The sequence below is a fragment of the Streptomyces sp. NPDC054863 genome, assembly GCF_053610825.1.
The window spans coordinates 1-2,557 of sequence record NZ_JBSGZD010000513.1 but is presented as its reverse complement, the minus strand read 5'-3'; the positions used below and the strand labels follow the sequence as shown (position 1 = coordinate 2,557).

At 76.0% G+C, this 2,557-nt stretch carries 1 protein-coding gene; it reads left to right on the top strand.

The window, feature by feature from the left end; all coding sequences use genetic code 11:
- Window positions 1-2,557 (top strand): type I polyketide synthase (locus ACWGIG_RS38395; RefSeq protein WP_453326364.1); only part of this gene is annotated, 2,557 nt, incomplete at both ends.

Here is a 2,557-nt window from a genome sequence, read left to right as displayed (position 1 = left end):
CGCCTGGCCGGTGCCGGTTACGCCTACGGCCCTGCATTCCAGGGCGTCACCGCCGCCTGGCGGCGGGACGGGGAGCTGTTCGCCGAGGTCCGGCTGCCGGAGCCTGCGACGGCGGATGCCGGTCGCTACGCCCTCCATCCCGCGCTGCTGGACGCCGCGTTGCACGCCGAACTGCTCGCCGGCCCGCCTGCCGGTCCCGCCCGGCTTCCCTTCGCCTGGCGCGGTACGACGGTGTACGCCACCGGCGCCACCGCGCTGCGCGTACGCCTCCGCTCCACCGGCCCTGACACGGTCACGGTGGACCTCTCCGACCCCGCGGGCAGGCCGGTGGCCCGCGTGGAGTCGCTGACCACCCGGCCGGTGCCGGAAGCCGTCGATGCCTTGACCACGGGACCGGGCGCGGCCTCGGGTCTGTACGGGCTGCGGTGGACCGGCATTCCGGCAGGAGGGGACGGCCCGGCACTGACCGTGGCCGAGCCGGACGATCTGGGCCTGCGCGCCGCGCTGTCCTCCCTGTCCACCGCTGCGGGAGACGCCCCCGAAACTGTCGTCGTCTCGCTGTCCGCCCCGTCCGCAGCCGTCGGATCCGCAGCCGTCGGATCCACGGATGCCGGGGCCACGGATGCCGGGGCCACCGATGCCGGGGCCACCGATGCCGGGGCCACCGATGCCGGGGCCACCGATGCCGGGGCCACCGATCCGGTGGCGGACACCCACACCATGACCACGCGCGTGCTGGAACTGCTGCGGGCCCGGCTGTCCGGTCCCGCGTCGCACGGAGCGCGCCTGGTCGTGGTGACCCGTGGCGCCACGGGACCGGCGCCCGATCTGCCCGCCGCCGCGGTGTGGGGCCTGGCGCGTGCCGCGCAGTCGGAGTATCCCGGCCGCCTCACGGTGGTGGACACGGATGGCCGCCCCGAGTCACTGCACCTGCTGCCCGCCGCTCTGGCCACCGGCGAACCCCAGCTCTCCCTCGCGGAAGGCACGGTGCGCGTCCCCCGCCTCGCGGTCACCGAGGCCCTGTCCGGAAGCGGAGAGGGAAGCGGAGAGGGCCTCGGCAAGGGCTTCCGTGAAGACTTCGGGGTGCGCTCCGGTGAGGGCTTCGAGAGCGGTGGCACCGTCCTGCTCACCGGGGGCACCGGCTCCCTCGGCGGTCTGCTTGCCCGTCACCTGGTGCACAGGCACAAGGTCCGCCACCTCGTCCTCATCAGCCGCCAGGGCCCGCAGGCGGCGGGGGCCCAGCGGCTGCGGGCCGCGCTGGAGGAGGCGGGAGCCCGCGCGGACGTGATCGCGTGCGACGCCGCCGACCGCGCCCAACTGGCCGCTGTCGTCGGTGAGTACGCGCCCGGCCTGACCGCAGTCGTCCACGCCGCCGGGGTCCTCGACGACGGTGTGCTGGAGGCGCTGACGCCCGAAAGGCTCGCTGCGGTGCTCCGGCCGAAGGCGGACGCGGCCTGGAACCTGCACGGGCTGACGGAGCACCTTCCCCTGTCGCACTTCGTGCTGTTCTCCTCGGCCGCGGCGATCCTCGGACAGGCCGGCCAGGCCAACTACGCCGCCGCCAACGCCTTCCTGGACGCTCTCGCGCACCACCGCGCGTACCTCGGCCTGCCCGCGCTCTCCCTCGCCTGGGGACCGTGGGCGGACGGGGACGGGATGGCGGCGCGCGCCGACCTCGCCGACCGGGCCCGGGGCGGCGTGCTGCGCGCGGTCTCCCCCGAGCAGGGCCTGGCGATGTTCGACGCCGCGCTGGGCAGCGGCGAGCCGGTGCTCGCCCCGCTGCTGCTCGACCGTTCCCGGCCGACGGCCCCCGCGGGGCCACCGGTCCCGCCGCCGCTGCGCGCCCTGTTGCGCCCGGCCCGCCCGACCGCCGGGTCCGAGGACGGCAGCCGCGACGGCAACAGAGCGGTGGGAACCACGGACGGCCGTCCGGGGACCGCGACCGTGACCTGGCGGGACCGGCTGGCAGCGCTGCCCGGGCCCGACCGTGCGCCCGCCGTGCTGGAGCTGGTCCGGGCGGAGGTCGCCACGGTGCTCGGCCACCCGGACGCGACCGCCGTGGTCCCCGACCGCCCCTTCACCGCGCTGGGTTTCGACTCCCTGACCAGCGTGCTGCTGCGCAACCGGCTGAGCGCGCTCACCGGCCTTCACCTGCCCCCCACCCTCGTGTTCGACCGGCCCAGCACCGCGCAACTGGCCACCCGGCTGTACGAGGAGCTGAGCACCGCCCTCCCCGAGAAGGCCCTCCCCGAACCCGAGCCCGAGCCCGAGCCCGAGCCCGTACCCATTCCCGATCCCGCGCCGGAGCCCGCCCCGTACGGCACGACACGGCCGCCGCAGACCCTCGCGTCCCTCTACCGACGGGTGTGCGAGACGGGCGATGTCGTATCGGCGATGCACATGCTGGTGACCGCCTCGCTCGCCCTGCCCGCCTTCGACCGTGCCGACAGCGCCCGGCACACGCTCGCGCCGCTGCGGCTGGCCGAAGGCGCCGACGCTCCCGCGCTCGTGTGCTTCCCCGGCTTCGTCACCCACCTGGGCAGGCCTTGGTACACGG